The 16,848-nt window shown below is 34.4% G+C and carries 17 protein-coding genes; 6 read left to right on the top strand and 11 right to left on the bottom strand.

Translation table 11 applies throughout. The features are described 5' to 3' along the window. Positions 1–692: hypothetical protein (locus IPK14_17080; protein ID MBK7995029.1), on the top strand; the 692-nt coding region annotated here is incomplete at its 5' end. Positions 693–878: 186 nt separating this feature from the next. Here IPK14_17080 and IPK14_17075 read toward each other — a convergent pair. From IPK14_17075 to IPK14_17065, 3 genes are read right to left on the bottom strand one after another with little or no spacing between them, the layout of a single operon-like run. After that, positions 879–1,367 (bottom strand): DUF99 family protein, encoded by a 489-nt coding sequence (locus IPK14_17075; GenBank protein MBK7995028.1) that lies wholly within the window; start codon positions 1,365–1,367, stop codon positions 879–881. Between the two features lie 42 nt (positions 1,368–1,409). Then, positions 1,410–1,868: an RNA pseudouridine synthase gene (locus IPK14_17070; GenBank protein ID MBK7995027.1), complete on the bottom strand. Its 459-nt coding sequence runs from the start codon at positions 1,866–1,868 to the stop codon at positions 1,410–1,412. Beyond that, a complete protein-coding gene (locus IPK14_17065; protein MBK7995026.1) occupies positions 1,847–2,254 on the bottom strand; it encodes a hypothetical protein in 408 nt (135 codons plus the stop codon). The genes IPK14_17070 and IPK14_17065 overlap by 22 nt, the downstream gene beginning before the upstream one ends. A gap of 147 nt (positions 2,255–2,401) precedes the next feature. On the opposite strand from IPK14_17065, the gene IPK14_17060 reads away from it, so the two are divergent. Further along, positions 2,402–2,890: a DinB family protein gene (locus IPK14_17060; GenBank protein ID MBK7995025.1), complete on the top strand. Its 489-nt coding sequence runs from the start codon at positions 2,402–2,404 to the stop codon at positions 2,888–2,890. A 126-nt stretch (positions 2,891–3,016) separates the two neighbouring features. Here IPK14_17060 and IPK14_17055 read toward each other — a convergent pair whose 3' ends face one another. Beyond that, complete coding sequence (locus tag IPK14_17055; protein MBK7995024.1) at positions 3,017–3,553, bottom strand: hypothetical protein; 537 nt, start codon at positions 3,551–3,553, stop codon at positions 3,017–3,019. Positions 3,554–3,828: 275 nt separating this feature from the next. Here IPK14_17055 and IPK14_17050 point away from each other — a divergent pair, with 275 nt between their 5' ends. Next, positions 3,829–4,434, top strand: a complete 606-nt coding sequence (locus tag IPK14_17050; protein ID MBK7995023.1) for a hypothetical protein — start codon at positions 3,829–3,831, stop codon at positions 4,432–4,434. 37 nt (positions 4,435–4,471) lie between these two features. Then, positions 4,472–6,049: a choline dehydrogenase gene (locus IPK14_17045; protein MBK7995022.1), complete on the top strand. Its 1,578-nt coding sequence runs from the start codon at positions 4,472–4,474 to the stop codon at positions 6,047–6,049. Between the two features lie 81 nt (positions 6,050–6,130). On the opposite strand, the gene IPK14_17040 is transcribed toward IPK14_17045, so the two are convergent. Next, complete coding sequence (locus IPK14_17040; GenBank protein MBK7995021.1) at positions 6,131–6,646, bottom strand: YggT family protein; 516 nt, start codon at positions 6,644–6,646, stop codon at positions 6,131–6,133. Positions 6,647–7,205: 559 nt separating this feature from the next. Between IPK14_17040 and IPK14_17035 the strand changes: the two genes are divergently transcribed. Beyond that, on the top strand, positions 7,206–8,270 hold the full coding sequence (locus tag IPK14_17035) for an MFS transporter (protein ID MBK7995020.1): 1,065 nt from the start codon (positions 7,206–7,208) through the stop codon (positions 8,268–8,270). 86 nt (positions 8,271–8,356) lie between these two features. On the opposite strand, the gene IPK14_17030 is transcribed toward IPK14_17035, so the two are convergent. Beyond that, a complete protein-coding gene (locus IPK14_17030) occupies positions 8,357–10,186 on the bottom strand; it encodes a hypothetical protein (protein ID MBK7995019.1) in 1,830 nt (609 codons plus the stop codon). Positions 10,187–10,259: 73 nt separating this feature from the next. After that, a complete protein-coding gene (locus tag IPK14_17025) occupies positions 10,260–13,010 on the bottom strand; it encodes an IPT/TIG domain-containing protein (protein MBK7995018.1) in 2,751 nt (916 codons plus the stop codon). Positions 13,011–13,597: 587 nt separating this feature from the next. Here IPK14_17025 and IPK14_17020 point away from each other — a divergent pair. Continuing rightward, complete coding sequence (locus IPK14_17020; GenBank protein MBK7995017.1) at positions 13,598–14,782, top strand: hypothetical protein; 1,185 nt, start codon at positions 13,598–13,600, stop codon at positions 14,780–14,782. Positions 14,783–14,844: 62 nt separating this feature from the next. On the opposite strand, the gene IPK14_17015 is transcribed toward IPK14_17020, so the two are convergent. The 4 genes from IPK14_17015 to IPK14_17000 all read right to left on the bottom strand — a co-directional run bounded on the left by IPK14_17015 (position 14,845) and on the right by IPK14_17000 (position 16,705). Next, on the bottom strand, positions 14,845–15,150 hold the full coding sequence (locus IPK14_17015) for a cupin domain-containing protein (GenBank protein ID MBK7995016.1): 306 nt from the start codon (positions 15,148–15,150) through the stop codon (positions 14,845–14,847). A 17-nt stretch (positions 15,151–15,167) separates the two neighbouring features. Beyond that, positions 15,168–15,542: a response regulator gene (locus IPK14_17010; GenBank protein MBK7995015.1), complete on the bottom strand. Its 375-nt coding sequence runs from the start codon at positions 15,540–15,542 to the stop codon at positions 15,168–15,170. Positions 15,543–15,586: 44 nt separating this feature from the next. Beyond that, positions 15,587–16,207, bottom strand: a complete 621-nt coding sequence (locus IPK14_17005) for a hypothetical protein (protein MBK7995014.1) — start codon at positions 16,205–16,207, stop codon at positions 15,587–15,589. 105 nt (positions 16,208–16,312) lie between these two features. Next, positions 16,313–16,705, bottom strand: a complete 393-nt coding sequence (locus IPK14_17000; protein MBK7995013.1) for a hypothetical protein — start codon at positions 16,703–16,705, stop codon at positions 16,313–16,315. Positions 16,706–16,848: the final 143 nt, after the last annotated feature.

Genomic DNA, 16,848 nt, shown 5'->3' with positions numbered 1-16,848 from the left:
TTTTAGTGGCATTATGTGATAACCAATATCAAAGAATAGTTCCTGTTCCAGCTAAAATAGGCAATGGCGATGATCTATTAAATAATTTATATTGGGGTGCGGCTTATGGAATAAAAAATTATTTTTCTAAATCTAAGCAATGGCAGTTAATAGCATCAATAAAAGATCCTAAAGCAGGAATAATTCTTGAAAGAGTTGTTTTTAAGAATATAAATAGCAATACATATTTAGTAGCAGATGCGTATAGAGGTAAAGAGATAGAAAAATGTACAGTTAATTTATTAGAATTTGCTTCAGGTAGAAGCAAAGATACACTAGAGATATTTGATAAAGATAAGAAAATACAGTTAAATATTGGAGGTCAAGCAAATTTAATTGCTTATATTGGACACAATGGATTAATGGATTTCCAAATAAAAGAATATCCAAAACAAGTAAGCCAAAATAAAAGAGATATAGTTATTTTAGCTTGTGCAAGTAAGAATTATTTTCAAAACGCTATACTAACATCAGGCGCAAATCCAATACTCTGGACAACTAATTTTATGGCACCAGAAGCTTATGTTTTAGAAGCAGCAATAAATAGTTGGTTAAATGATGAAGCTTTAGAAACACTTAGATTAAAAGCAGCCCAAGCCTATAATAAATATCAAAAATGTGGGATTAAAGGAGCTTTGCGGCTTTTTTTCTAGTAACTGAAGAGATAAAACAATACATAAAATAATCAAATAATTTTTCAAAATTTAATGTTTTTGTAGAGAAATTTGATATTTACTAAGCTCTATTGCCACTTTGACCAAGTATAAAACCAGCCCCAATTATATGAGCAACTCTTAGAGGTTCGGGTAAATGGCTATGAGTAGAAGAAAGTTTTAAGATTATAGTTGTTTCTTCAAAAGATAGACCTTTGAATTGACAAAAAAGATGACCAACTTGATGAACTTGACCAGCTTTTCTATTAATTTTAATCTTTGTTGGCTGTTTTCAAGATTAGTAAGAGCTTTTTCAATAGCAAGAAAGTCTGGCTGCTTTCTCATAACGGCAATAACTGGTAAATTAGTTTCTTGGTAAAGAACTTCAATATCAACCAAATTAAAGCCACCAAAAGTAATCCCATTAAGCAAAATACAATGAAGTTGAGGATAAAATTTTGACTGGCAAATCATAGAAATAAGCTTTTCTGTAGCATCAAAACCATCTTTATCAATATAAGTAGAAATAAGCCCTTCTAAAAAGTCGCCACCTCTAAAAACTGTGCCAAGCACCTTAACAGCCCCAAAATGATTTTTAGGAAAAGGAGCATCATCAATACCTAGAAGTTTTGGCTGGAAACGCGGATTTTTAGAAAAAAGTTTTTGAATTTGCAAGATACTTAGTGCCTTTTTATTAAGCTTTATTCTATAAATAAACTATTTAAGACGTTGAAAAATTGATGGTAATGAGCTATGAAACTCTTGTAACTCCGCTGTTATTGGATGATGAATAGCAAGATAATGGGCATGTAGTGCTAGTCGGTTTATTGGGTTATGCTGGCTGCCTGCTGCTAAATCACCTATAATCGGATGACCAATAGCCGCAAGTTGGGTGCGTATCTGACCATGCCTTCCCGTCTCAAGTGTAATCTCTAATTCTGTGTAGCGTCCTAAGCGACGGCGCGTTATGTAATGAAGAATTGCTTCCTTACGTTCACCAGGACGTTGAGCAACATAGACTTTATGTTGGCTATTTTCTGCTAGAAAATGCTTAAGTGTGTCACTCTCAAGGCGTGGTTTTCCTTCAATAATTGCAATATAACGTCGTACTGCACTACGGTTTTGGAACTGCTCTTGAAGTTTCTCTTTGGCAGCTAAATTACGGGCAAAGACCAGTAGGAAGTTTCACGATCCAGACGATGAACAATAAAAATAGACTTTTGTTTGGTCTGTTGCTCAAGCATATTGCCAAGCAATCGGTATGCAGTTTGTTCACGCTCGTTTTCTGTAGCAATAGTAAGCAATTTTGTTGGTTTATCAATTACAACCATAGCTTCATCAATATAAATAATAGGCAAAGGAGAAACAGAAGGTTGGGCTGATAAGTTACCTTGTTTGTGCCGCTCTACACGATCATTAGCTTGTAATATTAATCCTCCATTGCTTGTAGTTTTGCCGTTAACACTTATCTGGCCCAAACGCAACAATTGTTTTATGTCATTATGGGAGCTATCCGGGAATTGCATCCGCAACCATTGAGTAAGTGTTAGAGGGTTTTCCATTACTTTCATAATTGGGATGAATTTTAATACAATAGTAAAAGTTGAAACTAGCCGGTTGCGATAATAACAAAACTTATTTAAATAGTAACTTGCAGTTTTATATCAGCAATTGGAAAGTAAACTATAAGTAAGAGATATAAAGGAAATATGATAAATCTAATTTATGACTTATTTAAGCATATGAGTTGGGCAGATGCTCTTATGTGGGAATCTGTACTAAAAACTCCAACAGCAATGGAAGATAGAACAATATTTGAGCAAATACATCATATTCATCTTTGTCAACATGCTTGGTTGCTAATTTGGCAAGAAAAGGCTGTTGATCCTAATGCTGGAGCAAGCTTTGACCTGCTTGCTCTCAAACAATGGGGAGAGACTTATCATAAAGACGTTATAAAATATCTGGCAAGTGTTCAAGAATCAGATCTTGAGAGGTTGATCAATGTTCCTACTGTAGATGAAATCCTTAATCTACCTTCTCTTAGAGAAACTTTTATACAAATTACAACCCATTCTACTTATCATCGTGGACAGATTATGAAATATCTTCGCTCTATAGGCGGTGTTCCTTCACAAACGGATTTTATTAAGTGGGTTTTCTTGGGTAAGCCTATTTCTAATTGGTCTTTTGGCTAATTTTGTATTGAGATCATTAAAGAGAATAATTAAACGAATGGCTGAGATATCTATGATTTCCATAACATTAGTTTTGCTCCATTATCACAAAATTTTTTCTAGCTGGCTATTTTAAACAGATGTTAATTAGCAACGCAATGCTGCGCAATAAACTCTAACAAGTTTATTTTCTTTAAAATAGAAATTAGTATAAGTAGCATCATCATTGTTAACATAGCCAAGTTGATGCTCTCCATTTTCGTCAGACTCGTTATTAAAAGGCGTTGCAAGTCGTTCTTTTATAGCATTAAGATCCATTCCAAGTTTAACTCCGCGAGATATCTTCCATTTTGCAGATGTTACTTCAATTGAAATAACGTAAAACTCCTGTTCTTCAAATTCCTTAAATAAAACGACAATTAAGCCTTTATATTTAAAGTGCTTTTCTATAGAAGGCGAAGCACAGCCAACTTCCTTATTTTCCTTAGTTGTTACTTTTATAGGTTTTCCAAGCTTTTTATAAACTTGATTAATACTACTACCAAGTTTAATAGAGTTTACTTCTAAATCTAGCTCTTCTTTTTGTTCTTGCAAAGAAGCTGCCATTGTAAAAGTGTTACTGATAGAGCTAAAAGGGCAAAAGATAGAGCAGAAAAGCAGAGCAATGATTAAAAGTTTTTTCATAATTATAGGCAACCCTTCCATAGATAAAGCTGATTGAATAAAGCTAATTATAGTAGTTAAATTGTTTTAGGCCAGTTCTTTTATATTCTTCTAAAACTTACATTATCAAAAGCTTCTAACAACCAATGTAAATATTTTAACAGCACCATAAAGTAGGCAAATATCATTTGCTTATGGTTTAATTGGGATTTATATGTATTGGAGAGCTAACATAATAAGTTGAAACAAAATATATAAAACCAAAGAATTAATATAGTAATTAAGGAAAATTAGTTATGATAAAAAAATGTTTATTTTGGTTATTGTTGATAACAATAATAGTTTCTGAAGTTTATGGGCAACAAGAAGAATTTAGATTTGTGGCTCCTAAAGATTGGAAAAGTGAAAGAATAGATTTTCCTCTAGGCTTTGCTCCTAAAATAAATTATGAAGGATTTGAAGAATTGCGATTTGCTCCAGGGATGTTTGACCCTAAATCAGAGAGTTATTTTACTTATACATTTTTTTGGTGGATAAAAGAGCAAAATATAACACCACAACAATTAGAGAAAGATTTAGTTAACTATTTCCAAGGCTTAACTTCTGCGGTTGGTAAGTCAAAGGGACAAGACTATGATCTTTCTAAGGTAAAAGCTAAAGTAACACTAGTGGAAAATAAAACAAAGCTTCCATATAAAACTAAGAATTATCAAGCAGTTGTTGACACTTATGATGCTTTTGCAAGTAAAAACTTATTAACATTAAATATGGAAATAACAATTTTTAATTGTGAAACTGCTAAACGAACAGTGAGTTTTTTTAGCGTTTCTCCAAAACCAAGAAATGAAGCTATTTGGAAGCAAATGCAAGAAATTCGGGATTCTTTTAATTGTGATAAATAAATTTATTAAAACTTAGATTTAACTAAAGGGGTAAACTGTGAAAAAAGAAACTAGTTTTGATTACATTATTGTAGGTGCAGGTTCAGCCGGATGTGTTTTAGCCAATAGGTTAACAGAAGATCCAAATGTAAAAGTTTTGCTCCTAGAAGCAGGCAAAGCAGATGAACAAATGGAAATCCATATTCCACTAGCATTTTCAAAGTTATTTTTAAGTAACTCTGATTGGGCCTATTACACACAGTCGCAATCACAACTTAATAATAGAAAACTATATTGGCCTAGAGGAAAAGTTTTAGGTGGGTCAAGTTCTCTTAATGCAATGATTTATATTCGTGGTAATAAAGAAGATTATAACAACTGGCAAAACTTAGGAAATGATGGCTGGTCATATGAAAAACTATTACCATATTTTAGAAAAAGCGAACATCAGGAACGTGGAGAGTCAGCTTTTCATGGCGTAGGTGGGCCATTAAATATTGCTGATCTGCGTTGTGCTAATCCATTATCAGAAATATTTGTAAAAGCAACAAATGAACTAAATTTCCCTCAAAATACTGATTTTAATGCAGAACATCAAGAAGGATTTGGACTTTACCAAGTTACTCAAAAGGATGGAAAACGTTGTAGCGCGGCAGTAGCCTTTTTACATCCAATACTTTCTAGGGCTAATTTAACTGTAAAAACAGGTGCAACAGTCAAGAAATTACTCATATCAAACAAAAGAGTGACAGCCGTTAGTTTTATTGAAAACGGCAAAGAAGAAACCATTCAGGCAGATAGGGAAGTAATTTTATCTGGAGGTGCAATAAATTCTCCTCAACTGCTTATGTTATCGGGAATTGGTGCAGCAGATGAGTTAAAAAACTTAAATATAGATGTAGTAGTTGATTTGCCAGGTGTAGGAAAAAATCTACAAGATCATTTATTTATGGCCGTTAGTTATTCTTGTGTTGAGCCAATATCATTAGCAGAAGCAGAAACAGAAGAAAATGTAGGAAAATTTATTCAAGCAGGCCAAGGGCCATTAACCTCAAATGTTGGAGAAGCAGGAGGATTTATTAAAACAGATTCAAAATTAACTTCGCCAAACCTACAATATCATTTCGCTCCACTTTATTATATTAATCATGGTTTTACAGCCCCTAAAGGACATGGTTTTACAATCGGGCCAACACTACTTAAACCAAAGAGTGTAGGTTATATAAAACTTAATCCTGTAGATCCTTATCAAGCACCAATAATAGAGCCAAATTATTTAACAGAAAAAGAAGACCTAGAGACTTTGGTTTATGGAGTAAAACTAGCTCAAGAAATTGCCGCAACAAAAGCATTTGAAAATTATAAAGGCGATTTTTATGGCTCCAAATTTAGCAGTGATAAAGATATTGCTGAATTTATTCTTAACACCGTAGAAACTTTATATCATCCAGTAGGTACTTGTAAGATGGGAAAAGATGAAATGGCTGTAGTAGATTCAAGCTTAAAAGTATATGGATTAGAAAATTTGCGGGTAATAGATGGCTCAATTATGCCAGAAATTGTTGCAGGTAATACCAACGCCCCAATCATTATGATTGCAGAAAAAGCCGCAGATTTAATTAAAGAAAATTCATAAAACAATTTGATAAATAATTAAAAAAGTAGAACCAAAAATTAATCATTGGTTCTACTTTTTAGCTTAGCAGTTAGTATTTATTTAGACAACAGCTTTTTTATGAAGCATTAGCTTAAAAAGACCTTTGATTGCTAAATGAAACAGCCAATAAACAATTATTGCTACAATATATGAAAGCATTAATTGAAATACACCAAGAGAAATATTTGGCATAAGTCCATTAAAAGGAGCTACTAAAGGAGCAGAAATAGTATCTAAAAACTGCTTAAATTTATTAGCGTCTCTTGCTCCAAATAGCTCTAACATTATCTCTAAACCAATAATTCCATAAAAAATATAGAAGATATAATCTACAACTTGTGAGATACGCGATAAAGTTTTAAACCAAATAATTTTTGATTCACTTTCAGTAATTTCTTTAATAGCTTTATCTTTTAATTTATCTGCTAGATTTTGTACTTCTATAATATCGCTCGCTTTTAAGTAACTAGCATTACGACTTACTTCGGCATTAATACCATTTCGCACAATATCTTTAATGTTTACCTGTTCTGTCATTTGTTCAATATCGTTATTAATAATTCTATTGCTAGTCATAATATTAATCTCCTTCAATAATTATTATTTATATATCATCTATTTAACAAAAACTGTGCCAGAAAAAGCTATAAATATAAGTATTGATTTTACAAATATTTACAGGTAACAATAAAATTTTTCTAATATAAACTATTAATTAAATGTATGGTTTTAATACACACTGGCTAGAACTAATACAAAATAGGTTTTTACTAGAAAAATTTGTTTTGGAAAAAAGCTACTTTGCATTAAATTAACTGCATTGACTGAAAAAATTTAGGAGCTAATTAATGCGATATCCTCCCTGGTAACTATTAAACTGATTATCAACAACTACCCACCTGTTATTGTGCCGATATTGGTTTGCTTTGGCACGTTCACAGATTCCTTTTTAAAAATTTTCTTTAATTTTGCCGCTCAAAAGAAAATTTTTATCAAAAAGGAATCTTTATGGAAAAAAATACAACTTTTCTTAATTACTCTACAAAGCTTTTAACGGCTTTTATCTTTACCCTTTTATCAATTGAATTTTTTGGATGAATTAGTCTTTGGCACTCGTGAAGCTGTTTGGCCTTTGGTGCGTAGTGAGCTAAATCTTTCCTATGTGCAAATAGGAATATTACTTAGCATACCTAATTTAACAGCAAGTTTTCTTGAGCCAATCATAGGAATATTGGCTGATAGTTGGAACCGACGAACCTTAGTTTTAGCTGGTGCTATAGGCTTTACTTTATCTTTACTAGCTATTGCCTTAGCTAATAATTTTTTGTTGTTGCTACTAGCTTTTATATTAATTGCTCCAAGTTCAGGTGCTTTTGTTAGTTTGTCACAAGCTACACTTATGGATCTTGAGCCTGATAAAGTAGAGCAAAATATGTCTAAATGGGCGTTTGCTGGCTCTTTGGGAATTGTTTCAGGTACACTTTTAGTTGCTACCACAACTACATTAATAAATTGGCGTTGGTTGTTTGTTGCTATGACATCAATCAGCGTACTTTTAACTATTGTAGCTTGGCGATTTAACTTTCCAACCACAGAAACAGAAAAATCTGAAAATATTTGGATAAGTTTTAAGCTAGGCATAAGTCGGGCGATTAGTTCAGCTAAAGAACCTAAAGTTTTGCGCTGGATAGTTTTATTATTTTTTTCTGATTTTATGTTAGATATTTTACATGGATTTTTAGCACTTTATTTTGTTGATGTTGCAAAAACAACAACAGAAAAGGCTGCTTTTGCCGTGTTGGTTTGGACATTAATAGGGTTGCCAGGAGATTTTTTTCTGATTTTACTGTTAAAAAGATTTTCTGGGCTAGCTTACTTAAAAGTTAGTGCCTTAGTTGTATTAATATTATTTCCAATGTTTTTACTAATTCCAAGTGTTGCAATTAAGTTAGTTATACTTGGGTTATTAGGTATTTTTAATGCTGGTTGGTATGCAATTCTAAAAGCACAACTTTATCAAAATATGCTGGGTCAAAGTGGTACTGTGATGGCTTTTGGTAGTTTGTTATCATTAATACAGTGTTTTATTCCTCTTGCTTTAGGATTTATTGCTGAAATATTTGGACTATCAATAGCAATGTGGTTTTTGCTACTTGGCCCGCTAGCTTTGATTGTAGGACTGTACAAGGTAGAGAAATAGTTTAAACACTAGCTGATTAAAATAGGCTCTTGAAAACGATTCAAGAGCCTATTTATCTACATCAAATTTCAAGAGTGCAAAATTAACTAGAAGTTAAAAGTAAATGTATTGGAAACAATTCCATTTACAGTAACAGTTACTTGATTTGCGCCTTTCTTAATATTGAGTTTCTTTTTATTTCCTTTCAAAGTAATTTGAGTGTCACTTTGTCCAGTTACTTTATCACTAACATTTTGCTGATTAACATTTATTACTGCTCCAGATGTAGTAAATCCAGTGCCAGTAATTGTTAAATTTGGTTTACTAAATACTGCATTAGTAATATTTAAAGTTGGTGGAGGTGGCGGAGGTGGTTCAGCCATTACGCTAAGCTTAACGCTTTGACTACGTACAATTTGATTTACTGTAGCACTTACTAGAATGTTGTAATCTATTGTTGGTGTAGTGCTATTTGTAATTACAGTCATTGTTGCATTACCACTAGATAAGCTACTTGGTGAAAAATTAATTTGTATTCCGCTATTAGCTTGATCAACTGTAGCACTTAGTAGCGCGGGTTGTGCTAGGGTTCCATTAGGTAGAAGTGCAACTGTAAAATTAGAAGACATTCCGGCTCTAACTGTTTGGTTATTTGGACTAACAGTTAAAGCAAAATCAGAATTTCCAGTCATATTACTAGCTTGAGCAATAGAAAGAGAAAGGTTGCGGCTACGTCTAAATGGGCCAGCCGTACCAACTAGCTTAATACTTAAATTTGTTGATTGAATTGTTGGGCTGGTTGTGATTGTTAAAGTTGCTGTAGTTCCAGGCACAATAGTAGAGGAAGAAAAACTAGTGGTTATATTGTTATTTGGAGGTGAAATGATAGTTGATAAAGCTATTGAACCATTAAAGTTGTTAATAGCATTAGCAGTAACAGTAAATGTTACAGAGTTTCCTGCCATAACAGTTTGATTTTCAGGTGTAACATCTAAAGAAAAATCTGGAGCTATTTCTACTCGGTCAAAACGTTTTACTACACGAATAGAATTATTATCTGTGTCAGAAATGACTAAATCACCTTCTAAATTTACCGCTACACCAGTAGGTTTATTAAGTCTTGCACTTAAAGCAGGTTCACCATCCCCATCAAAGCCTCGTTTAGTTCCAGTTAAGGTTCTAATATTGTTATTACGAACACTTAATCTTCGGATCCGATGATTAAAACTATCAGCAAAGATTACATCATTATTCACATCTACGGTTAAACCTGTAGGATTAGCAAGAGCCGTGTTCAGTGCTGGCCCATCACCATTAAAGCCACGTTGACCACTACCAGCAATAGTTCTAATCATCCGACTACGTAAATCTATTTGACGGATTCGGTTATTATCTCGGTCAGCAACAAATAAAGTTCCAGTTCTATCTGTAGTCAGGCTTGAAATATTATTAAAACTAGCATTAGTAGCTAGTCCACCATCACCACTAAAACCGCGTTGCCCATTTCCTGCAACTGTATTAATGATGCCAGTTCGACTAATAGAGCGAATACGATTAGCAGTAGCTACTAAAATATCTCCATCTAAAGTTGCTGCAATGGCAGTAGGTGAATCTAAGCTAGCATTTATTGCCATCGCACCATCGCCACTAAAACCGCCTTGACCATTACCAGCAACAGTTCTAATAATGCCATTTTGCTCAACCCGTCGAATACGGTTATTAAAAGTATCTGCAATTAATAAATTGCCTAAAGTATCAAAAGCAATCGCTTTAGGACTATTTAGGCTAGCCTGAGTTGCCATGCCACCATCGCCACTAAAGCCACGTTGCCCATTACCAGCAACAGTGTTAATCATTCCTGTACGGGCATCAATGCGGCGGATACGTTGATTGCTTTGATCAATAAAGAAAATATTACTTAAGCGGTCTATTATCACACCTCCATCAACTAACAAGTCAATGTTAGCTAATAAAGCTAGACGACCATCGCCGCCAAAGTTTTGTTAACCACTACCAGCTAAAGGTTCTAATCATTCCAGTACGGTTAACAATTCTAACTTGTCCATTTTCTGAATCAGCAATAAGTAAATTGCCAGCACCATCTAAAGCAATATCTTCTGGTCGTCCAATGCTAGCACGGTTAGCCGGGCCATTATCGCCTTGATTATCTGGCATTCCATTTCCAGCGATTGTAACAATAATGCCTTGTCTTATATCAATACCACGGATTCGACGATTAAGCGTGTCAGCAATAATTATATTTCCAGTTGGGCTAACTGTAATGCTATTTGGGGAATTAAGGCTAGCTTGTGTAGGTGAACCACCATCACCGCTAAAATCTGCTCTACCATTTCCAGCAATGGTTCTAATAATGCCTGTTCTAGCATCTACCATACGGATACGATGATTATTAGTGTCTGCTATTAACAAGTTACCATTTAAATCAAGTGCAATTTTATCTGGATTATTTAAGCTAGCATTTGTAGCCGGCCCGCCATCCCCACTAAAACCAGGTTGCCCATTACCTGCAAATGTAGTGATTATTCTGGTTTGTGCATCAACACGGCGGATGCGATTATTTCTTGTGTCAGAAATAAAAATATTACCTGTACTATCAACAATGGTGTTGCTAGGTGCGGTTAAACTAGCACTAGTAGCTAACCCACCATCCCCACTAAAACCAGGTTGTCCATTACCTGCAATAGTGCTAATAATGCCTGTTTGACCATCAACACGACGGACTTTTCCATTAGCTGCTTCTGTGACAAGTAAGCTACCAGAACTATCAACCGTAACACCGCTAAAGGGGAATAAATCTAAAGCTGTTGCAATAGCCGGGCCTCCATCAGGGCCCGAACCGGATGCACCCGTTCCAGCTACGCTGGTAATTCTACCTGTACGGTCAATTTTACGGACTCTGTTATGTGCAGCATCAACAATAAAAGTGTTACCTTGACCATCTGTAGCAATACTTCTAGGAAACTTTAAGTTAGCTTGAGTCGCTTTTCCACCATCGCCTAAAAATGGAATACCGCCGGAAACCGTTGTAATTTCTCCATCATTAAGAAGCCTAAAAGGTGGTGCTAAAATGGTAAATTCTTGTTGTGTTACTCCTCCGCGAGTTTGTACGGAAATAGTTCTTTTACCAGGCGCGTTTTGCGGTGGGACAATCAAACGAATTGTTGTTGCATTATCAACAATGGCATTTCTAACTAAACTATCACCAACAACAACAATAGTTTCTGGGCCAAAGTTTTTACCTCTAATTGTTATTTCTGCTCCGCCATCAATTACATCCATATCTTGGCTGAGTCCATCTATTTGAGGTTCACCAATAGTTACAACTTTTAATGCTTCTGTTTCGCTGGCTTTATTATCTAAAACAAAAGCTTGAGTTCCTCGGACAACTACACTCATTGCTTGGCTAAAACTTACGCTAGGTTGACCCAAGGATGTCATCACATTGGTTTGCTGTGCAGTTTGTGTAATTACTTTTGCACCTGCGCTATCTACTATATAAATATTTCCAAGCTCATCAACGCTAACAGAGCGAGGAGTATTAAAAACAAACTCATCACTTTCGGCTAAAGGGCTAATATTGTTGGCTAAAAAATCACCAGGATTTGCAGCAGAACTAGAGGAAATTTTTCCTATTGTTGTAACTGTTCCATCCATTGAAACGGAGCGAATCCGGTTATTACCTGTGTCAGTAACAAATAAAACTTCGCTAGTAGATGAACCAAAAAAACTAGTGCTGCTAGATTGTATGCTTAAAGCTGTAGGACTAGAAAATCTAGCGGCTCGGCCATTATCATTAACTTTTCCACTTACTCCCGGCTCACCTGCTAAAAGACGAACTTCTTGTTTAGCAAAATCTACCATATAAATGGCATGGTTATCTGTATCAGCAACAAATAAATTTCCAGCCGAATTTACTGCAATTCCTTGTGGGCTACTAAAAGCAGCTTGGGAAAACGGGGTGACATCGGCTGTATTAATTCCTGGCGCGCCAGTACCTAAAATAGTTGTTACTTTGTTATTAAAATCAACTCTACGAACACTATGATTAAGCGTATCAGCAATATAAATACCGCCTTGGCTGCGATTGTCTACGGCTACGGCAGTTGGCCCAGCAAATAAAGATTCTAGCGCGTCTCCATCTGTTTTTCCTCGACTACCCATTTTTCCTGCAAAATTTGCAGCATCAGCATCAGCAGATTCACGCTTAAAAATAATATGATTAGTAGGGTCGCTAATGTAAATTGCCCCGCTAGAATCAACCTTAGTGTCACCTGATGCTTGTTTACCTTTTGTGCTATCAACTTTGGCGACTGTAACAAAAATTGAAATACTTTCATTCCCTCTTCGTGCTGTTACGGTTGCATAGCCTTGAACTTTACCTGACACCATGCCTTGGCTATCTATACTGGCAACATCTGGACTTCCAGATTCAAAAGTCACATCCGTTAAAGTGTTTCCGCTGCTATCTGTTGCAGTAAGTTGAATTTGATTATTTTCATTAACTACAGGATTTGCATCTTGATTAGGGCCAAATAATTGTATATTAGAGCTTTGTTGCAAAGGTTTTAGATAGCGGACTGCTAAAGGTTTTTTTGTAGATTTATATAGATTCTGATAAGTTTTCTTTTTAATTATATTAGGGTTTGGACTGTAAGCATTTAAGTAAGTAGGAGCTATTAATTGTAATGCCAAAATTATTATTAAAAATTGACTAACTTTACTAGAGCGATTGGTAAACATAGGCAGCCTCCCAGTAAAAAAAGCTTGTTTGAACCTTTTTAAGTTCTAGCAATTCTATCATATTAAGTTTTTACTACTAGACTTTTAAACTTTTGAGTTAAACAACTAGGAAAAAGCTTGAATATTTTTTCTTATCTATAACGTTATTTTGAACTTGTTGACATCAGAAGTTTTTTTATTAAGCTAGCACATCTAGATAACTATGCAACGTTACTTGTCAATGAGCATCAAAAACAGGTCTGTAAAATGTAGTAGGCAATAATTTATATACTAAAAAAATAGGGATAAATTTATGAAAAAAATAATGTTGTTGTTTGTATTATTTGTCTTTTGCATAAATGCTTATGCTGGACAAGAAGATAAAATCATCGACCGTTATAAAAAAGCTACTGGAGGAGATGCTGTTAAGAAAATAAATAATCGTAATTACTGGTAGTATAACGCAAGGTAATCTTACAGGGCAATTTTTAGCTCAAAGTGGTAGACCAGACCGAATAAGACTAGATGTTGAGATAAATAACTCTAAATTAACCGAGTGTTATAATGGCAATTCTGCTTGGCAACAAGACAATCAAAACCTACAAACCTTGATTAACACAGAAGCAAAAACACTACGACTTAAAGCTTTACTTACTAATACTTATCTACGAGATTTATCAAAATACCGTGTAATGTCAAAATATCTTGGCAAAGTTCAAGTAAATGGTGTTGAAACAGAGGCTGTAGAATTTAACTTAAATGGTGTTTATATAAAAGTAATGTTTGACCCTAAAACAGGGCTAATAGTCAAAGAAGAAAGGCAGCTTAACGAAGGGATAGAAGAAACTTTTTATCAAAACTACCAAAGTGTTAACAAAGTAACAGAGCCTTTTTTAATCAAAATCAAACGCCCTAACAGAGAATTAGAAATCAAGGTAGACAAAATAGAGCATAACACTAGTTTAGCCGAAACAGCTTTTCGCTATCCTAGTGTTGATGGTAGTAAACCAATTCCAGACGTTGAAGAGGTTATAAAAGCTTTAATGGTTAACCAAGAGAAAATAAAAGATTTAAGAGAACTTTATGCTTTTCGTTCAATGGAAACTCAAAAACAATTAGATGGTGATGGTCAAGTTAAAGAAACTATAACTAAAGTTTATGAAGTTACTCCTATTGCAGGAACTTTTGTGCAACGTCTGATAAATGTAAATGGAGTAGAGCTTTCAAAGTCTGATCAAGAGAAAGAAGATAAAAAAGTAAAAAAAGAAATAGAAAATGCTAAAAAAGAGCAAAAAAAACGTGAAAGCAAAAAGAAAAATGATGATGATGATGATAGTATCAGCATACGAACTTTCTTAAAAATTTTAGCTGTAAAAGATGCTAGAAGAGATAAATTTAGAGGGCAAGAAGTGTTAATTTTTGATTTTGAACCTCGCAAAGATTTCAAACCAAAGAATTTAGCGGAAAATATTGTTAGTAAGCTAGTAGGTTCAATTTTTATTGATGAGAATGCTAAACAAATTGCTAGGCTTGAAGCTAGGCTTTCTGATTCTGTAAAAATTGGTGGAGGTTTGCTAGCTTCGCTTTCTCCTTCATCAGCCTTTGTTTTTGAACAAGAAAAAATTCGTGATGAAGTTTGGCTTCCATCCTATGAAGAAATAAATTTTGGTGGTAAAGCCTTTTTATTTGTTAAGTTTAACCAAAACCAAATAACTCAATATAGCGATTATCAAAAATATCAAACTGATGTAGAAATTAAAGCCGACCCAGAAATAAGCACAGACACAAATTAAACTTTGTAAAATTTTTGTAGGGAACGTAAGGCGGCTTATGTTCCCGCTTGCTAAATAAATAGCTATTTACTAGCATCAAGGCTTATAACCGTTTCATTTCCTATAACTTCCGCACTATGCACCAGTCCCGCAGGTACAGGTAAAATATCACCAGCCTGCAACAAAAACTCCTGACCAGCCGTCTTAATTAAAAATTTTCCTTTTAATACTCCATCCTTTTTATCATAGCCATGTGTATGGTTAGGGAAATATGTCCCAGGAGGATAATGATAAGTGTTTACACTATAACCTTCAGACTCTAGCTTTTTTCGCATTGTTTTTTCGCTAAGTTCGCCAAAACTATTGTCCCAATGTTCTATTGCAACCATAAATAACTCCAAATAAATTACTTAGCTATTAAACTAAAATATTTACCAGACAAAATGTCTGCTAAATTGCTATTAAACTGCGAACGAGGCATTGTAAAATCGCAGCCCATTTCTTGAGCTTTACGGCGAAGTTCTACTTGAACATGGCTTAAAAATCCAACTATAGGAATTTCTTTAGAATCAGGAGAAGCTTTTAACTCTTCAATAGCTTTTAGCGGGTCAAAACGTGGGTTATTAAGGTCTAAAATAATCATTTTTATTGGAAGTGCTTTAGATTGTTCAATTAATTTATCTAAAGATTTTACAAAAGTAACATTTGCATCAACTTGACTGGCTGCACCACTAATTTTAGACGCAAAAATCATATCTGAAACTGCTGCTAGTATTTCCATTAAGTCAAACTCCTTTGATCAACTTTTATTTTTTTATAATTTTTCTAATCACGATCATAGTATTTACTAGGTTCTCTGCTATTACCATCAGCTATATCGCATAGTCGGCGGAAATTAGGTAGCATTGCTAGCCACACATCTTCATTTGTAAGTTCAATTACTTTTTGCTTAACTTTTGGTCTATCTACTAAATTTTCTTGTGTAAGTAAAAAAACTATGTCGTCAAAGTCTTTTTGCCTTCCAGCATTTAGTTTAAGAATCACTAACCATTCTGGAATCACGACTCGTAAGCCATTAGGTAGCTCAATAGCATCTTTTAAAGCTGCTCTATAATACTTTTCATAACCATCATTGCGTACAATCCAATCTACTTGAACCATATACTTACCAATTTGTATTGTATAACTACTACCGCCAAAGGTTAGTTGGTGTTCTGCTACAAGTGACAAATGTTGAGAAGCAATAACGTCTACATCTTTAGTTAGGCGAGGACTTCCATAAAGGTGCATTGCTAATCCACCAGCTAAGGCCCAGTTAATTTCTTCTTGGTTAGCTAATTTTCCTACTTGTTGTGCTGCCTCCACACCAACATCTGTTGAAATTGTTGGGTTAGCAACATTTTGTAAGACACGTTCAATAAGTTGTTGATAATTTTCTTGACTCATTGGCTTTAACTCATTTGGGATCTAATTTTTTTATTTGTGATAAATCAAGCATTACTAATGTAGGCATGTTATTAATTCCTAGAGTCACGGCCAATTAATTTTGTATTATTTTCTTTTAGTTCTAATTGATCTGCCAGGTGTAGAACGTGTGTTAGGAAGATAAATTCCTTCTTTTCTAAGATACTCATCGCTAACGGCATTTGGATCGTCGGTAAGTGTTTGGTTATTATTTGGTTGATTAGTTGGACGTGTATTAGATTTTACTCCTGGTGCTAATGAATGGGCTTCAATATCGTTATTTTCTAGAACTGCGGCTTTTTTGGTTTGTTTAGTGGTTATATCTGGTAGGAGTCCTGACACAGCTTGTTTAAATTTAGCACTCTCTGGTAAAGGAAGCGGACTAGTGGCTTTAGTTAGTTCTGGGAGTTTTTGCACCTGTGCTAGTCCAGATATTGGACAAAGCAAACATAAGGCTATTAACAAACCTCTTAGTTTCATAAAATTACCCCCTTAAAATATAGTAATCCGCAGTGCGCCACGTCAATGATTCTTACACTAACATATGAAGAAATGGCTAAATATCTCGAAGAATACACGTCTTAACCCGCAACGCACCACGTCAATGATTCTTACAACTTCAT

It is taken from the genome of Blastocatellia bacterium, assembly GCA_016713405.1.
In the GTDB taxonomy this organism is placed as follows: Bacteria; Acidobacteriota; Blastocatellia; order Chloracidobacteriales; family JADJPF01; genus JADJPF01.
This window is presented reverse-complemented; position numbering and strand designations above follow the sequence as displayed.

What these genes read in the sequence shown, in the direction of transcription:
- IPK14_17065 (MBK7995026.1), bottom strand. Translation starts at nt 2,254, where the DNA reads ATGGAAAACCCTCTAACACTTACTCAATGGTTGCGGATGCAATTCCCG.
- IPK14_17060 (MBK7995025.1), top strand. Translation starts at nt 2,402, where the DNA reads ATGATAAATCTAATTTATGACTTATTTAAGCATATGAGTTGGGCAGAT.
- IPK14_17055 (MBK7995024.1), bottom strand. Translation starts at nt 3,553, where the DNA reads ATGAAAAAACTTTTAATCATTGCTCTGCTTTTCTGCTCTATCTTTTGC.
- IPK14_17050 (MBK7995023.1), top strand. Translation starts at nt 3,829, where the DNA reads ATGATAAAAAAATGTTTATTTTGGTTATTGTTGATAACAATAATAGTT.
- IPK14_17040 (MBK7995021.1), bottom strand. Translation starts at nt 6,646, where the DNA reads ATGACTAGCAATAGAATTATTAATAACGATATTGAACAAATGACAGAA.
- IPK14_17025 (MBK7995018.1), bottom strand. Translation starts at nt 13,010, where the DNA reads ATGTTTACCAATCGCTCTAGTAAAGTTAGTCAATTTTTAATAATAATT.
- IPK14_17015 (MBK7995016.1), bottom strand. Translation starts at nt 15,150, where the DNA reads ATGGTTGCAATAGAACATTGGGACAATAGTTTTGGCGAACTTAGCGAA.
- IPK14_17010 (MBK7995015.1), bottom strand. Translation starts at nt 15,542, where the DNA reads ATGGAAATACTAGCAGCAGTTTCAGATATGATTTTTGCGTCTAAAATT.
- IPK14_17005 (MBK7995014.1), bottom strand. Translation starts at nt 16,207, where the DNA reads ATGAGTCAAGAAAATTATCAACAACTTATTGAACGTGTCTTACAAAAT.
- IPK14_17000 (MBK7995013.1), bottom strand. Translation starts at nt 16,705, where the DNA reads ATGAAACTAAGAGGTTTGTTAATAGCCTTATGTTTGCTTTGTCCAATA.